The organism is Gallintestinimicrobium sp. (assembly GCF_046968865.1).
GTDB lineage: Bacteria > Bacillota > Clostridia > Lachnospirales > Lachnospiraceae > Gallintestinimicrobium > Gallintestinimicrobium propionicum.
The window spans coordinates 21,638-36,310 of the sequence record NZ_JBKVPW010000019.1; the positions used below are offsets into that span (position 1 = coordinate 21,638).

Annotated in this window: 14 protein-coding genes and 1 tRNA gene; 13 read left to right on the forward strand and 2 right to left on the reverse strand. The window is 48.0% G+C overall.

What is annotated here, in order from left to right:
• Positions 1-6 precede the first annotated feature (6 nt).
• The 5 genes from ACLTOQ_RS14065 (at position 7) to ACLTOQ_RS14085 (ending at position 6,248) form a co-directional block, all read left to right on the forward strand.
• Complete coding sequence (locus ACLTOQ_RS14065; protein WP_055658114.1) at positions 7-1,479, forward strand: ABC transporter ATP-binding protein; 1,473 nt, start codon at positions 7-9, stop codon at positions 1,477-1,479.
• On the forward strand, positions 1,476-3,221 hold the full coding sequence (locus ACLTOQ_RS14070; protein WP_055658113.1) for an ABC transporter ATP-binding protein: 1,746 nt from the start codon (positions 1,476-1,478) through the stop codon (positions 3,219-3,221). Before ACLTOQ_RS14065 ends, ACLTOQ_RS14070 begins: the two co-directional genes overlap by 4 nt.
• Before the next feature lie 14 nt (positions 3,222-3,235).
• Entirely contained in the window at positions 3,236-4,972 is a 1,737-nt protein-coding gene (locus ACLTOQ_RS14075) for an ABC transporter ATP-binding protein (RefSeq protein ID WP_055658111.1), read from the forward strand.
• 11 nt (positions 4,973-4,983) lie between these two features.
• Positions 4,984-5,355 (forward strand): metal-dependent transcriptional regulator, encoded by a 372-nt coding sequence (locus tag ACLTOQ_RS14080; RefSeq protein WP_055658109.1) that lies wholly within the window; start codon positions 4,984-4,986, stop codon positions 5,353-5,355.
• Positions 5,356-5,822: 467 nt separating this feature from the next.
• Positions 5,823-6,248, forward strand: a complete 426-nt coding sequence (locus ACLTOQ_RS14085; protein ID WP_055658107.1) for an RNA polymerase sigma factor — start codon at positions 5,823-5,825, stop codon at positions 6,246-6,248.
• Positions 6,249-6,307: 59 nt separating this feature from the next.
• Here the strand turns inward: ACLTOQ_RS14085 and ACLTOQ_RS14090 are convergent, their stop codons facing one another.
• Positions 6,308-6,682: a helix-turn-helix domain-containing protein gene (locus ACLTOQ_RS14090; protein ID WP_004797313.1), complete on the reverse strand. Its 375-nt coding sequence runs from the start codon at positions 6,680-6,682 to the stop codon at positions 6,308-6,310.
• 655 nt (positions 6,683-7,337) lie between these two features.
• On the opposite strand from ACLTOQ_RS14090, the gene ACLTOQ_RS14095 reads away from it, so the two are divergent.
• From ACLTOQ_RS14095 to ACLTOQ_RS14105, 3 genes are all read left to right on the forward strand, one after another.
• Entirely contained in the window at positions 7,338-7,688 is a 351-nt protein-coding gene (locus ACLTOQ_RS14095; protein ID WP_002576184.1) for a type II toxin-antitoxin system PemK/MazF family toxin, read from the forward strand.
• 79 nt (positions 7,689-7,767) lie between these two features.
• On the forward strand, positions 7,768-7,929 hold the full coding sequence (locus tag ACLTOQ_RS14100) for a hypothetical protein (protein WP_004797315.1): 162 nt from the start codon (positions 7,768-7,770) through the stop codon (positions 7,927-7,929).
• A gap of 55 nt (positions 7,930-7,984) precedes the next feature.
• Positions 7,985-9,646 carry a recombinase family protein gene (locus ACLTOQ_RS14105; protein ID WP_412319715.1) on the forward strand — a complete coding sequence of 554 codons (1,662 nt, stop codon included), beginning with the start codon at positions 7,985-7,987 and terminating at the stop codon, positions 9,644-9,646.
• Between the two features lie 97 nt (positions 9,647-9,743).
• Here ACLTOQ_RS14105 and ACLTOQ_RS14110 read toward each other — a convergent pair.
• Positions 9,744-9,817 (reverse strand) — tRNA-Pro (locus ACLTOQ_RS14110).
• A 176-nt stretch (positions 9,818-9,993) separates the two neighbouring features.
• On the opposite strand from ACLTOQ_RS14110, the gene ACLTOQ_RS14115 reads away from it, so the two are divergent.
• The 5 genes from ACLTOQ_RS14115 to ACLTOQ_RS14135 all read left to right on the forward strand — a co-directional run bounded on the left by ACLTOQ_RS14115 (position 9,994) and on the right by ACLTOQ_RS14135 (position 14,600).
• The gene (locus ACLTOQ_RS14115) at positions 9,994-10,581 is read left to right on the forward strand and encodes a TIGR01440 family protein (RefSeq protein ID WP_412319717.1); all 588 of its coding nucleotides are present in this window, start codon (positions 9,994-9,996) and stop codon (positions 10,579-10,581) included.
• An 81-nt stretch (positions 10,582-10,662) separates the two neighbouring features.
• Positions 10,663-11,358 (forward strand): MgtC/SapB family protein, encoded by a 696-nt coding sequence (locus ACLTOQ_RS14120; protein ID WP_412319719.1) that lies wholly within the window; start codon positions 10,663-10,665, stop codon positions 11,356-11,358.
• 168 nt (positions 11,359-11,526) lie between these two features.
• Positions 11,527-12,393 carry a TrmB family transcriptional regulator gene (locus ACLTOQ_RS14125; protein ID WP_412319721.1) on the forward strand — a complete coding sequence of 289 codons (867 nt, stop codon included), beginning with the start codon at positions 11,527-11,529 and terminating at the stop codon, positions 12,391-12,393.
• Positions 12,377-13,816 carry an MFS transporter gene (locus ACLTOQ_RS14130; RefSeq protein ID WP_412319723.1) on the forward strand — a complete coding sequence of 480 codons (1,440 nt, stop codon included), beginning with the start codon at positions 12,377-12,379 and terminating at the stop codon, positions 13,814-13,816. The genes ACLTOQ_RS14125 and ACLTOQ_RS14130 overlap by 17 nt, the downstream gene beginning before the upstream one ends.
• A 1-nt stretch (position 13,817) precedes the next feature.
• Positions 13,818-14,600, forward strand: coding sequence for an SGNH/GDSL hydrolase family protein (locus ACLTOQ_RS14135; RefSeq protein ID WP_412319725.1), 783 nt, complete (start codon positions 13,818-13,820; stop codon positions 14,598-14,600).
• Positions 14,601-14,673 lie beyond the last annotated feature (73 nt).

Here is a 14,673-nt window from a genome sequence, read left to right on the forward strand (position 1 = left end):
GAGCTTATGATAAAGATTGACCATATTTCATTTTCCTATGGAGAAGAAAACGAAAATACCGGGGGCGTCCGGGATATTGATCTAAATATAGAAGATGGTCAGTTTGTTGTCCTCTGCGGTGAAAGCGGGTGTGGAAAGACCACGATTACCCGCCTGATTAACGGGTTGATCCCTCATTATTATGAGGGACAGATGGCGGGAGAAGTATGGGTAAATGGGGAAAAGGTTTCCGAGCAGCCTCTTTACGATACAGCCGCAGTTGTAGGCAGTGTGTTTCAAAACCCCCGGTCCCAGTTTTTCAATGTGGATACAACCAGTGAAATTACATTTGGATGCGAAAATCTTGGACAGCCAGAAAAAGACATCCGAGAACGGTTTGCAAAAACGGTTCGGGATTTCCGGCTGGAGAAGCTGATGGATCGTAATATCTTTCACTTATCCGGTGGAGAGAAACAAAAAATTGCCTGTGCCGGAGTATCCATTATGGAACCGGATGTTCTCGTTATGGACGAACCCTCGTCCAATTTGGATGCAGCGTCCATCCTTGATTTGAGAAAGATTCTTGCGTTCTGGAAGTCGCAGGGGAAAACAATTATTGTATCGGAACACCGGCTTTATTATCTCCGTGGTCTGGCGGATCGGTTTATTTACCTGGCAGAGGGGCAGGTGAGCCGTGATTATTCTGCGGCAGAATTTGAGCAGCTCACGGAGCAGCAGCGATCTAATATGGGACTGCGCACATTTGCGTTAGAGCGTCTCCTGCCTCCGGTTCTACCGCAGCAGGAAAAGACTGCCCTTGCGCTCCATAATTTCCGCTTTGCCTATAAAAACGAACCGGAAACCTTACATATCATGGATTGTGAAATTCCCACAAACCGAATTGTTGGGATTATTGGGAATAACGGTGCCGGTAAATCCACGTTCTCTCGCTGTTTCTGCGGCTTGGAGAAGCGTTGTGGGGAGATTGTCTGGAACGGAAGAAAATACCGTCCGAAAGACCGGCTGAGTACCTGCTATATGGTCATGCAGGAGGTAAATCATCAGCTTTTTACCGAGTCGGTTCTTGATGAAGTGCTGATTAGTATGGAGGAAGAAAATCAGGAGCGGGCAGAGGAAATCCTGAACCGGTTAGATTTGCTGGCTTTTAAGGACAGGCATCCCATGTCCCTGTCCGGTGGTCAGAAACAAAGGGTGGCGATTGCTTCGGCAATCGCTTCAAAACGCTCGATCCTGTTTTTTGATGAACCGACCAGCGGCCTTGATTACAGGCATATGAAAGAGGTCGCAAATGTGCTGCGGCAGGTCAGGGATGCCGGAATCACTGTGTATGTTATTACCCATGACCTGGAACTGATTCTAGATTGCTGTACGGACATCATTCATCTTGAAGATGGTTCTGTCATCGACCAGTACGGAATGGATGAAGATGGTCTCAAAAAAATAAGAGAATACTTCATAAAGGGGGTATCTGTAAAATGAACGAAGAAAAGAAAGAGTCGCCAATAGGCGTTTTATGGGGATGGGGCAAACCCTATCACGGGAAATTCATCGGCAGCATTATCCTTGCGGTATTAGGCGTGGCCTGCCAGATGGTGCCCTATTTCTGTGTGGCGCATATTGTCACGATGATGTTGTCTGGGGAGCAGAACTTTTCCCGATATGTGACCGCTGGCATTATTGCATTGTGCGGTTACTTTGGGAAGGTGCTGTTTTCCTGTCTTTCTACAACGATTTCCCACACAGCGACCTATTACACACTGCGCGATCTACGGGAGAATATCACCGCTAAACTGGCCCGCGTCCCGATGGGGACGATTTTAGATACTCCGTCCGGTCAGTATAAAACAACGATTGTTGACCGGGTAGAAGGGATGGAGCCAACCTTCGCGCACCTGATCCCGGAAATGACCGCAAATGTGCTGGTGCCTTTGGTAATTGTCGTGTATCTATTCGTCATGGACTGGCGCATGGCTCTCCTGTCCCTTGTCACGCTGGTGGTGGGCCTTGCTGTTATGTCTGCTGGCATGAAGAACTATCCCGTTAAGTGGGAGGGCGCGGTTAAAGCGGGAAAGCAGATGGCAAACGCCATTGTAGAGTACATCGGTGGGATTGAGGTAGTCAAAGCATTTAGTCAATCCGCCGGTTCCTACAAAAAATATTCTGACGCAGTAAACTACAATGCCAACTACTATGTGGACTGGATGAGAGAAAACCAGAAAACCATGAGCGCCTACAACGCCATCCTGCCCTCAGTGCTGATTTGCGTGCTGCCCTGCGGCTTCGCGTTCTGGCTCTCCGGCAGTCTGGAACTTTCTACCTTCCTGTCCATTGTGATTTTCTCGCTGGGGCTGATCGGGCCGATTATTGCGGCCTTTACCTTTACGGACGATTTGGCTGTACTGGGGACAAATGTGGAAGAAATCAGCCAGCTTCTGAACGCCGAAGAACTGAACCATAAAGAAACGCCGATCAAGCTGGAAGATACCGGCATTTCTCTCAGGTCTGTGTCGTTTTCCTATGACGGGACAACAGAGGTTTTGCATGATGTGAATCTCGCCATCCACCCCGGAACCATGACCGCCCTTGTGGGACCGTCTGGCTCCGGCAAGTCTACGGTGGCGAAGCTGATTGCCGGGTATTGGGATGTTACATCCGGCAGCATTACCCTCGGCGGCCATGAGCTGAAGGATATGCCGCTGTCTGAAATTGCAGACCAGATTTCCTATGTATCTCAGGACAACTACCTGTTTAACCGCAGTATCCGGGAGAATATCCGCATGGGAAGACCCAGTGCCACGGACGCAGAGGTGGAGCAGGCAGCCAAACAAAGCGGCTGCGACGCCTTTATCCGCAAGCTGGATAATGGCTATGATACGGTTGTCGGCAGCGCCGGTTCCCATCTTTCCGGCGGTGAACGCCAGCGGATTGCCATCGCCCGCGCCATGCTGAAAAATGCGCCGGTTGTCATTTTGGACGAGGCAACTGCCTATATCGACCCAGAGAATGAGGCGCTGGTGCAGAAAGCTATTTCCACTTTAACTGTCGGCAAGACCCTGATTGTGATCGCACACCGGCTGTCTACCATTGTTGGCGCAGATAACATCGTTGTGGTGAAGGATGGAACCATCCACGCACAGGGTACGCATGAGAAGCTGCTGGAAACCTGCCCCCTCTACCGGGATATGTGGCAGGCGCACATCGGCGCGAAAGACCAGATGTAAGGGGGTGTTGTCAGATGTATGGAACATTGAAAAAAATCTTTGCTTTTGCAGGCAGCAAAAAGAGGATATTGAAAAAATCCTTGTTATTTGCGTTCCTGTCCGGGCTGTTTTCAGCCATGCAGTTTGCCGCCCTCTTTGTAGTGATCGGCGCGTTAGTATCTGACAACCGGGACGGAAAGTTTATCTGCATTTCGCTGGGAATTATGGCCATTTCCCTCATTGGGCGTATCATCACGACCTATTTTTCCACGATGGAGCAGACGGAAACCGGCTATTGCATGGTGGCGGAAAAGCGTATCCACATCGGAGATCGGTTGCGCTACATCCCGATGGGCTACTTCAACAAGAATAGTATCGGGAATATTACCGCCATTGTCACAACAACTTTGGGTGATGTAGAGAACTCAGCAGCCCGTGTCCTGGTGTCAGTGCTGGGCGGTTTTTTCAACTCGGTTGCCCTCGTCATCGTCCTGTTGGTATTTGACTGGCGGATCGGTCTTGTGGCCGCTGCCGGTGTCCTGATTTACCTTGCGGCGGCGGAACTGGCGCTTCGCAAATCTGCCGCGCTCAGCGGGGTACGCCAGCACACACAGGAGTCCCTTGTGGAGTCTGTGTTGGAGTACATTCAGGGGATGGGGATTGTCAAAGCATTTGGACTGGAACGGGACAGCACGCAGTCTATCGGCAGTGCAATTAAGACGAGCTGCCGGGACAACCTGAAACTGACAAAGGCCAGTGTTCCCTATGACGCCATCAAACAGGCCGTTGTCCGGGTGTTTAGCGTCCTGTTGCTTTTGGCCTCGGTTTGGTTCTGGCTGGACGGCTCCCTGTCGCTGGCCTACGGCTTGATTTTGGTGATTGCTTCTTTCATGGTGTTCAACGATTTGGAGAACGCCGGGAATATGGCCTCTCTGCTACAAATGCTGGCGGCCTCGATGGATACGGCAAACTCCATTGATGACACGCCGGTGATGGACGAGAAAGGCGCTGACATTACGCCGAAGTCCAGCGAGATCGTGTTTGACAAGGTGGATTTTTCCTACGCAGACCGCAAGATATTAGATCAGGTCAGCTTTACCATTCCCGAAAAAACGACTACAGCCATTGTCGGCCCTTCCGGGGCAGGAAAGACAACGATGTGCAACCTGATTGCCCGTTTTTGGGATGTGAATGCCGGGAAGATTACCATAGGCGGTACGGATGTACGGGATTTTAAGCTGGACAGCCTGATGAAGAATATCTCGATGGTGTTCCAGAGCGTATACCTCTTTGCAGATACGATTGAGAACAATATCAAGTTTGGCTGCCCGGACGCCACCCATGAGCAGGTAGTTGAGGCGGCGAAGAAGGCTTGCTGCCATGACTTTATTTCTGCCCTGCCGGATGGCTATGACACTGTGATTGGCGAGGGCGGCGGCACTCTGTCTGGCGGCGAGAAACAGCGGATTTCCATCGCCCGCGCCATGCTGAAGGACGCACCCATCATCATTTTGGACGAGGCGACAAGCAGTGTTGACCCGGAAAATGAGGATGAATTGCAGCGGGCTATTGAGGCGCTGACCCATGACAAGACTATCATCATGATTGCCCACCGGCTGAAAACCGTCCGCAACGCCGATCAGATCCTTGTACTGGACAACGCTCATATCGTCCAGCGCGGCACTCATGCGGAGCTGATCCAGCAGAAGGGCCTGTATGCCGACTTTGTATCGGCCAGACAGGAGGCCATCGGCTGGAAGCTGGCTCAGTAAAGGAGGTTCAGATGAAACTTCATGCGTCCGGGGAGGACTACCTGGAAACCATCCTTGTTCTCCAAAAGAAGCTCAGTATAGTGCGCTCCGTAGATGTGGCCCGGCACATGGAGGTCACGAAGCCCAGCGTGTGCCATGCAGTGGCTACCTTGCGGGACGGCGGCTTTCTTATGATGGACGAAGATCACTTTCTCCATCTGACCGATGTGGGCCGCGAGGTAGCCGAAAAAATCTACGAGCGTCACTGCTTCTTTACCGAGCAGCTTATCACCGCAGGCGTTGACCCCAAAACTGCGGAGGCCGATGCCTGTCGTATTGAACACATCATCAGCGATGAGAGTTTTGACCGGCTGAAAGAGGCAGCCGAACAAGAGCAAAACTAAAACCGAATAAGCCAAGCGATCCTGCCCCGCAAGACGGGGAAAGAAAAAAACCGTTGCAGGGCAGGCAGCTTTGTGCGCCCAAAATGGATTTTCCGGGTACTGCGGCGGTTTTGAGTAACATCAAGGCCGCCGTTCCTTATGCCCTCGACAAAGGAGTGACGACTACACGCTGACACGGCGGCTTTAGGAGGGAGCCGCCGTGAAGCAAAGACCGCTTCGACATAATTCGGCAGGAATTTACCTGTCAAAAAAAGCCTGACCGTCAATCGGTCCCCGTCTGCTTATGAACAGGCACTATCGTGGCTGGTCCATAAGCGTCATAAGTCCTATTTTAGCAGCGCCAGCCGCCGTTCTTCGGATGCTGGCGCTTTTGTTTGTCGTTTTTTCGGGAATTTCCCCGAAAGATGTCGCTCACCGCCTTCATTTTGGTTCACCCGTCAACCCGTGAATCGAAATGGAGGTACATAATGCAGAAGATCAATCTTCGGGAACTGTATCCCGATGTGTATAAAACCGATGTCTTTGTAGACGTGGCCGAGGAAGTCGTGGCCGCGATCCGGGGCCAGGAGCAGGACGATGCCGCCTATGAACGCCGGAAGTTCCGACACAAGGCTCACTACTCTCTGAACCGGGAGGATGGCATTGAAAACGATGCCCTCAACCGGCCACTCACCCCGGAGGAAGTCCTGGAGCAGAAGCTGCTGCGGGAGGAAGTGTATGCCGCGCTGATGCAGCTGACCGCCATCCAGGCCCGGCGTATCTACGCCCGGTTTTACCTGGGCATGACGGTGGCCGAGATCGCCCGGATCGAGGGGGCTGACCGCCGCCGCGTGTGGGAGAGCATCCGGCGCGGACTGAAGAAGCTGGCGCGGTTGCTGGATACGGCCCAATAACCTGACCGCCGCATAGCGGCAAAAAGAGAGCCGGTGGGGGTTTTTATTCCTCCACCGGCTTACTTATTCTCTAAATGTTCATCTGGGTCAACCCCAGCCGTCTGCACCATCTCTTTTAGCTCATCAGTCAACGCGCGGGTCGAGTTTAACAGCACTTTTCTGGCAGCCGGAGGGCACGAAAGGTAAAGCTGCCGCATATCGTTGGCAGCTTGCTCATCTTCAGGCAGATCGAGATTCATCAGGGAATCTAAAGATAAATTCAAGACTTTGCAAAAAGCGCGCAGAACCTCAAAAGAAGGATTCTTCACCCCTCTTTCGCAGCCTTGAACATGCTTTAGAGAAACGTGGCTCAGATCTGCGAGTTCCTGCTGCGTCAATCCTTTTTCCTTACGCGCTTTTTGTATCCTTCGTCCCAGCTCTTTTATCAGTTCCATAGGCACTATCGTCTCCTTAATTATATTTTATCGTGCCCATTTCCTTGCAGGAAGAACCTCATAAAAGGCGTTTTTGAGTACGATAGTACCTATTTTATTGTGCTTGTAAGGAGCTTGCGCTGTCCGCAGCTTCTATGAAGGGACAAGGCAAAATATTTTTTTCAAATAAATCGCAGTACAGACAGGACAAATCGCCTGTTTTTGTCATGGCTGTCAAGAAGGAGCTTTTCTTTCGCTGACCTTTGACAACTGAATACACGGCAGAACAGGTACATAACCCGCGCATGAGCGAGTGCAGGACGCCGCGAAGATGGAGCAGCCAGGAGGTGATTGACAAGCTGTTTCGGAGCGATCAACGTCTCTGTGACCCGGATGGTGGCACATCCGGCGCGATGAGGGCGCGGGGGCTTAAAGATACTTCCTCACGGCCCGCCAAAGACTTGGGGGGAACCCTGTGGCACACGATACAAACGATGCTGCGGAGTTATGACAGCCGCGCCAGCGGAGACCTGTTGTGTTCCCATCGTCAGGGGGCGTGGCAAATATGACGAGTAATCCGAACAGAATAACAGTAGCCGCACCAGGTTTTTATCCGAAGATTTCTTTCAGACTGGTGCGGCTGTTTAAGTATTAAGATATTAAGGAGGCGAGAGTGATGTTTGAAAAATTCCATCGAGGTGACATATATTCGGCTGATTTAAGCCCTGGTATCGGCTCTGAACAAAGTGGCTCTCGCCCTGTACTCATTCTTCAAAATAATGTGGGAAATTGTTTCAGTCCTACGATTATTATTGCAGCAATTACCAGTGTAAGCAAAAAAAGCAGAAAGTTCCCCACGCATTACCACTTAAATGACAGATGCGGTTTGGTGAAACCATCTGTTGTTATGCTGGAACAGATCAGAACAATCGACAAGTCGAGGTTAAAAAACTATATTGGTCATCTAAACAAGGATGACATGGAAAACATAAACAAGACGCTCTTGTGCAGTCTGGGGATTACATAAAAGTGCCGAAAGGCCGTATCATTTTCAGGCTGTGCAAGTAGAGTTATAATTTCGTTAGGAATTGCGGAGGTGATTCTGAATGGAGAATATCCAGAATAAAAGCGCATTGATTCCTTCAGATGAAATCCGGTCAGAAGAACTTCTGGCGGAACAAAAATTTGAAGCGTTTATCACTTCGCTGGCACATATCATCGAGAAATATGGTATGAGAGTGCTGGGCGAGGTTGACGGAGCTGCGTGAGAATCGCAGCTTTACATAGGATATTTTCCAAAAGTAAATTTTGGAGGTATGAATTATGAACCGATATGGAAAACGCTGTGTTTTGTATCCGAGGGTCAGCACAGAGATGCAAGTGGACGGATACAGCCTGGAAGGTCAAAAAAATATGCTGACACGATTTGCGGATCGTGAGGAAATGATCGTTGTTGATACTTATGAAGATGCTGGTAAATCCGGTAAATCCATTGAGGGACGGCCTGCCTTTCAAAAAATGCTCAGAGATATTGAGGATGGCTTGGACATTGACTATATTTTAGTGTATAAGCTGTCACGGTTTGGCCGTAATGCAGCAGATATACTTAACTCTTTGGAGTTGGTTCAATCTTATGGTGTAAATCTGATTTGCATAGAAGAAGGGATTGATTCCTCTCAGACAAGCGGAAAACTTTTGATTTCTGTACTATCTGCTGTGGCTGAGATTGAGCGTGAGAATATTATCGAGCAGACGATGAACGGACGGCGCGAAAAGGCACGGCAAGGTGGATGGAATGGTGGCTTTGCTCCCTACGGATATACACTGGAAGATAACAAGCTGATGATTGAAGAAACAGAGGCTGTGGCAATACGGAAGATTTTTGAATTATATACTTCATCGGAAATCGGTTTGGGTGGTATTGCGAATCAGTTGAACTTACAAGGTATACGGAAAATTCCGAGGCAGAATGGCACATTAGAGGATTGGACAGGACATTTTATTAAACTGATATTGGATAACCCGGTTTATTGCGGTAAAATTGCCTATGGACGGAGAACGAAGGAAAAAGTCAAAGGCACAAAAAACGATTACCAGATGAAAAGAAATGACGATTACATTCTGACAGAAGGACAGCATAAAGGAATTGTTAGTGAGGAGGTATGGGAAAAGGCTCATGCCAAGCGTCTTAGAACCGGAGTAAAGCAACCGTCAAAAATTGGGCGGGATCGAGTTCATTTGTTATCCGGTCTGCTGAAATGCCCGGTTTGTGGAAGTCCCATGTATACGAATAAACACGCATGGACAAATAAAGATGGCACTTACAAAGAAATTTACTATTATGTATGTAGTCGGAATAGGATGGTCCGGGGTAAGCATTGTGAATATAAGGCAATGCTGAAAAAGACCGATATTGAACCGATGGTCATTGAGGCAATTCGTGAGATCGTAAGGAATGAGGAATATGCCCAGGCCATTAAAAAACGGATTGGCGTTCAGATTGACACGAAAGCAGTGGATAAAGAACTGGAGGGTTATCAGGCAAAGCTGAAGGAAGTTGATCTGAATAAAACAAGATTGGAACGGGAAATTGACAGTCTCCCTGCTGATGCAAAATATCGGGAACGAAAGCTCCATGATATGACCTTGCGGTTAGATTCCCTATATGATGTCATTGTTGAGCTGGAGGAAAAAATCGAAGATGCCAGACTTCGGCGAGATGCAATTAAGCAGCAGGCAATTACTCTTGAGAATATTTACAAAATCATGGTGAATTTCGACTGCGTTTATAATATAATAAATGACGAAGAAAAGAGAAATGTGGTCACAGCCTTGATTAAGGAAATTGAAATTTACAGGAATGACGAGTCTGAATATCCGCTAAAGCGGATTGGTCTGAATTTTCCGGTGTTCAAGGATGGCGGGGAAGTTACGGAGCTTTTGTGGGACAAAGGGAATACCGTTGAGTCATATCCTGTTCCATAAAAATCCTCCATCGGTTTGGTGTTTTACGGCGCTTATGGGCGCTTTATGTGATTTTTGTAGCAAAAAAGACTGTTGAAATTTCAACAGTCTTTAAAAGTCGAAGCGACGTGATTTGAACACGCGACCTCTGCGTCCCGAACGCAGCGCTCTACCAAACTGAGCCACGCTTCGATTGCTTCATCAAGCCTTATTATCATAACGAATTTTTCTGAAAAAGTCAACTGGAAAATTTAGAAAAAACGAAAAACTTTTGCAGCCTTTTGCAACTGACAGTTCGTCAGAAATAGAGTATACTGAAAGCGAAAGAACTTAACAGAAAAAGAGTTTCAGACAAAAGGGGACAGATCATGGCAGATACAGTTTTTTATACATATGACAATGCCTTATATGAAAAGGTTTACCAGACCGCTTATCAGGCGGCAGCGGAGCTGATAGAGACCGCCGGGATGAAAGCGGGTCAGATTTTAGTAGTCGGCTGTTCGACCAGTGAGGTTGGCGGGGAGAAAATCGGGACCTATTCCAGTCCGGAGCTGGCGGCAAAGGTCTTTGGCGGAATTTATGCGGCTGTGCAGGAAAAAGGCATTTATCTGGCGGCCCAGTGCTGCGAGCATTTAAACCGTGCACTGATTCTGGAGACAGAAGCGGCAGAAAAGTATGGCTATGAGCCGGTCAATGTTATGCCGCAGCCAAAAGCAGGCGGATCCTTTGCAACAGCGGCATGGCAGGCATTTGCTGATCCTGTGGCAGTGGAGCATATTGCGGCACATGCAGGAATGGATATCGGAGATACGCTGATCGGGATGCATCTAAAGGATGTGGCGGTTCCGGTCAGACTGTCCATTCGACAGATCGGGGAGGCACATCTGGTATGCGCACGGACGCGGCGGAAATTTGTCGGCGGGGTTCGGGCGGTTTATGACGAAAGATACCTGTAAACAGCATATGAAATAAGGCTACCGGCATTTTCGCGGGAACGCCTGCAGAAATCAGGAGAAGGATAAAAGAGGGAGCATGGTATGGTGTTGGAAAAAATAGCCGTTTTGAAGGAGCTGACCATTTTTTCCGTGCTGCTGAGAACTGTGCTTGCGATGGTTTTCAGTGGAATTTTAGGGTATGAAAGGGAAAAGAAAGGGCGTCCGGCAGGATTTCGGACGTATATGGTTGTCTGTATCGGCTCGGAAATTGCGATGATGACGGGAATTTTTCTGAGCCGGGAGCTTGGAAGCACTGACCCGAGCCGGATTGCTGCGCAGGTGATCAGCGGGATCGGATTTCTGGGAGCCGGGACGATCCTGGTGACCCGGCAGAACCAGGTAAAGGGGCTGACCACCGCAGCGGGGCTGTGGGCGGATGCCTGTCTGGGACTGGCACTTGGTTCTGGCTTCTACTCCGGAGCAATTGTCGGTTTTGCAGCCATTTGGTGTTCTCTGAAAATCCTGAGAACAGTAGATAAGAGGCTTGGAAAAACAGCGCGTGTTTTTGGAGCTTACGTGGAGTTTGTAAGTATCAAGGATCTGAGTGCCTTTTTGGCATATGGACGGGAACATGGCTGTAAAATGGACGGGCTGGAGATTGTACGCAGCAAGGATGTGGATGGAAACAGGGTGGTTGGTGCAACAATGACCCTTCATTTTGATACACCTGTATCCCATGAGAAGGTGATTGAAGAGTTCGGCAGACTGGAGGGCGTGCAGTTTATCAAAGAAATTTAAGCGCGGCATGTGAACGTTTCGATAGGCAAGACGATGATTTGTACGACGAACTGTACTTTGACGACAGCCCGTATTGACGCAAAAAGTAAATTTAATACCATATTTTTCTAAAAGGGTATTGACAACGCAGAGATTTGTAGCATGATAGTGGTGTGGGGTATAACTACTATGAACAATTATGAATTTTTAGAAAAAATCGGCTTTTCGTCAAATGAAGCAAAAGTATACGGAACACTAATTAAACATAAAGTGTTAAACGGTTACGAAATCGCAAAACTTTCGGGCGTTGCGCGTTCGTTGGTGTACGAGGTTATCAATCGCCTGGTGGCAAAGGGCGCGGTTATTCGTATAGACGGAGAGCCGAATTTTTACAAGCCTATCGAGTATCAAGACCTTATACGTAGCATCAAGGAAGAAAACGAAAAGAATATTGCCTGCGCCGAACGCGAGCTACAACAACTTGCAACGGAAAACGCCGACGTCGATTATGTAATGAATATAGTGGGCGAAGAAAAATACGTTGCTAAGGCAAAGGAACTTATCGACAGCGCGCAAGCGGAAATTTCGCTGTCCATTTGGCGAGAGCTGTTCGAAGTGCTGCGTAGTAATATCGAAAACGCAATATCCCGCGGGGTAAAGGTGTATATTTTTACCTTCGGAAGCATTTTGGTCGAGGGCGCAACGGTGTATTCGTACAATATCAACGACGTTTCAACACTGTTTCCATACCGTAGAACAACAATTATAATCGACGGCGGAGAGTGTTTAGTCGGAGAAGAAGGCGATCGCAACGTTTACGTGCATACGCGCAATCATTCGGTTGTTTCCCTTGCCACCGACGAAATTGTTTTGAATGTTTTTTGGAATAAACTTATCGAAAAAGAAAACCTGTTGTCTAAAGGCTGCTCCGGCGCGGATTTCTTGCAAGCCATACACAATTTGGCGGAGCGCTACGGCATTACCGACGAGATGACCAAGAATTTCCTTGTTTACAATTTTCAAAAGGAGAAAACTCAAAATGGCAAAAAATGTTGAACGATTACAGGCGCGCGAAGCCAAGGAACTTATCCGCCGCGAAAAGCAGTTGGACGCAAGAAGCAACAAGTTTTATTTGATTTACTTGTTTATGATTTTGTCGCTCATCTACATAACGGACGAAATCGCGTCTACTATATCCATTCAGTTTCAGGCGAATATAGTTACAGAATTCTTCGTAAAAAATATGGGTATGGAATACGGCGCGGGATTATCGCTCTTTTCCGCCATAGGTTTTATTTCCTATCCGGTAACACTGCTTATTATTTTCTATCGTCCCCTTGCGGACAAATTCGGGCGTAAGCCGTTTTTGGTTATTAACACGTTATGTATGGGCTTAGGGCTGTTCCTTGTGTATTTATCCAAAGAGATCTACGTTTACATGATAGGCGGCACGTTGATGGGTTTTATGGTCTCGCACGATATGCAATGCGTGTACATACTGGAATGCTCCGATGCAAAGTCTCGCGCCCGTAACTACGCAATCGTAAAAGCGGTGGCGATACTGGGCACGTTACTTGTTCCGTTGCTTAGGGCTACACTCATGCAAAACGTAAGCGAGCGTTGGCACGTAGTATATTTGGTGCCGGCAATTGTCGGTTTTGTAATGTCGTTATTCGCGCTGCTTTTTGCTAAGGAAACAAACGCATTTTTGATTAAAAGAATAGAGTATTTAAAAACGCCTATAGAAGAACGTGAACAACGCAGCAAGGAAGGACGCGAACAAAACGCACAAGGCGGAATTCTGACCGCTGTAAAATTCGCATTCAAACACAGACAATTGCGCTTTTTGATTATTGCTTGTTGCTGCTTTTATCTCGCTTCGTTAGGTACGGCAACGTACAGTACGGTCATGGCAAAGTCGGCGCTGATGACGGAAGAAGAAATAACTCTTGCTTTGTTTCTGTATCCCGTCGGCAACGCGCTGTTTACATTGATTTCCGGTTTTGTGTCGGATAAATTCGGACGTAAAGTAACTATAGTCGCAATGTCTTGTTCGGCGTTGACGTGTTATTTGCTGTTTATCTTTAGCGGTATGTTCAAGTGGACTCCGTATTTGACGGGTTTTGCTATCGGCGGATTTATGGGCAGTTACTGGGGCGCAGGCGATACCATCGGCGGAATTATGTTTTCCGAATCGTCTCCTACAAACCTGCGTTCGTCGGTTACGGTAATCAATACGTTGCTTAACGGAGTTATGGGCGGACTTGCAACAGTTATTACTATGATACTGCTGCCTATCATTCCCGAAAGCATGTTCGGTTATATGTATTTGGGCATGACGGTTCCAGGGCTTGTAGGGGCAATTGTAATAATGTGGCTGTTTGTCGGCGAAACTCGCGGACTTGATCTTAAAACTGTAACCGGTACGGAATGGGATAAGCCTAAAAAGGTTAAAGAAGAACAACAGGACGGTGAATAAAATGAATAACAAACGATTTGAAATCGGCGCAAGCGAACAGCCGTTAGATATTATTAAGGAAACGTGCGGTTTTGCGGGCATTTTTAAGCAAATAGGCGTTATAGGGGATTCTTTGGCATCGGGCGAGTTTGAAAGTCACGATGAAAACGGAAATATAGTTTATACTGATATGTACGAGTACTCGTGGCCCGCCGTTTTAGAGCGCATTACTGGAACAAAATACAACAATTATTCCCGCGGCGGAATGACCGCGCGCGAGTATGTTCAAAGTTGGGCGGACGCAAACGGATTTTGGCAATGGAATCAAGCGTATATTATTGCGTTAGGCAACAACGATTCGTTTGTGTTCGGGCATCCTCTGGGAAGTGTCAAGGACGTCAACGCCGATTGTCCGCAGGATAATGACGATACGTTTTTCGGTAATATGGGCAAAATCGTTTCCAAACTTAAGACAATAGAGCCTAACGCGCGTATTTTTGTTGTAACTCCTCAACTGCGCGGTGAAGCGTGTGATAATGATATCCGTTATATCGCAAGCGAACTCGCCAAATTGTGCGATATGTTTGAGTTTACTTACTTGCTGGATATGACTGCGCATGCGCCCGTATACGATGCAGAAATGCGTAAATCGTTCGGGTTGGGCTTTCATCCGAACCCGATGGGCTACTATGCATACGCGTTGACTGTGGGAAATTATATCGATTACATTATCAGAAGTAACCCGCAGGAATTTGCTACGATACCGTTTGTAGGTACGTTGCTCAAAAACAAAGATTACAAATAGGAAAGGTATTGACTTACCGGTCAAAAGAACTTTATCAGGAAGCTTAAAAAATATGGCAGCCGCGTCAGGAAAA